Raw genomic sequence first — 1,480 nt, 5'->3', positions numbered from 1 at the left:
CCAGGGCCCCGGAGTTCTCGCGGTTCAGATCCATACGGGCTGGGTTCGGGTGATGCCGTGCAGGGCGAGGATCTTGTCCGGGTTGGTGTGGGCTCGGCGGCCTGACTTGAGGTTCTTCCATCCCGCGGCGGCCAGCGCTTGGCGGACGATGTCGGTCACATACCCCAGCACGACCGGGGCCGCCCCGATGCGGGTGCGGCGAGCGTCCTCTCCCCAGGTCACGTCCCGCACATAGTGCACCCGGTTCTCCACCGTCCAGTGTCCGCGGGCATGGGCGGCCAACTCTGGGGGCGAGACCTGGTGGGCGTCCAGATCGGTGACGGCGAAGACCACCTCGCGGCTGCCCTTGACGGTGCCGTGCCGACGGCGGTGGCGCTCGATGCGCACCACCTGGCAGGCGCCAGGGAAGGCCAGCCCACCCGCCGCGGTGACCTTGAGAGAGCGGCGCTCCTCCCTTCCGTGCGCGTGGATGGGCTCCTCATCATGGGCGAGGGGGACCTCGTCCCAGGGCAGGGCGGCCAGTTGCTCGTGCAGGGTGGGGCGGTTGCCCTTGACGTAGATCAGGTAGTGGGCGCCGCGTTCGAGCAGGTAGGTGGCGTGGTCGGCGACGGTGTGCAAGGCATCTGCGGTGATGAGCGCACCTTGGAGTTGGTCGTCGTCGAGCTGGTCGAGCAGCGTGGTGAAGGCGCCTGTCTCGGCGCCTTTGCTGTGGATCTGTGTCCAGGCGGCCACGGCCGCGTCGTGGTGGCGGGCGGCGTGGAAGGACACTGAGCGGGAGCTCTGTTCCTTCCGGGCGCGGGCCCCGCGTTGGGTCTTGCCGTCGGTGGCGTAGGCGGTGTGGCGGGGCGCCTCGGGCGGGGGTTGGCGTCGCTGCTGGCGGTGGGTGCGGCGGTGTTCGCGTTCGGGTGCCCCGGTCGGGGTGCGGGGCGAGCTGGCCCGGGGTGTGGTGTGGGTGTTCAGGGTGGCCAGGGCGGCTCGGGTGAGCTGGGCGGGGTCCAGGCGGGCGAGCAGGCTGCGCTCGTCGGCGATGCGGATCCGGTGGGTGAAGGGGCACACGGGCAGGCCCAGGGCGAGCAGGACGCGCTCGGGTGCGTTGTGGGCCCATTCGATGATGGCGCAGGTGGTGTCGTGCCCGGCGCTGGTCAGGGCGCACACGGCCAGGGCGAGCAGGCTGGGCAGACTGTAGCGGCGGCCGCGGGGATCTCGGGGGTCGTCGATGGTGGCCAGGTGGTCCATCAGGCCGGGGGTGGGCTCACCGGTGGGGGTGGGCAGTTCGGCGGCATCGGTTGAGGGAACGCCATGGGTGAGGGATGATGACACAGCGGGCATGGGACCTTGCGGATCGTGTTGTCTCGACAACTCCATGATCCACGGATTCCGTGCCCATTTTCGCGTGTCTGGGTTCGGTCATCCCTGCCCGACCTGCTCGAATCCGGCGTTCGCGTCTTCTCCGGCAAAGCGCGAGAACTCCGGGGCCCTG

Annotated in this window: 1 protein-coding gene; it reads right to left on the bottom strand. The window is 70.5% G+C overall.

The features are described 5' to 3' along the window. Window positions 1–24 precede the first annotated feature (24 nt). Window positions 25–1,320: an ISAs1 family transposase gene (locus tag AB0I72_RS28345; protein ID WP_358574161.1), complete on the bottom strand. Its 1,296-nt coding sequence runs from the start codon at window positions 1,318–1,320 to the stop codon at window positions 25–27. Window positions 1,321–1,480: the final 160 nt, after the last annotated feature.

Source organism: Nocardiopsis sp. NPDC049922, assembly GCF_040660275.1.
Classification (GTDB): Bacteria; Actinomycetota; Actinomycetes; order Streptosporangiales; family Streptosporangiaceae; genus Nocardiopsis.
The sequence above is the reverse complement of the archived record's forward strand: the minus strand, read 5'-3'. Positions and strand labels throughout refer to the sequence as shown.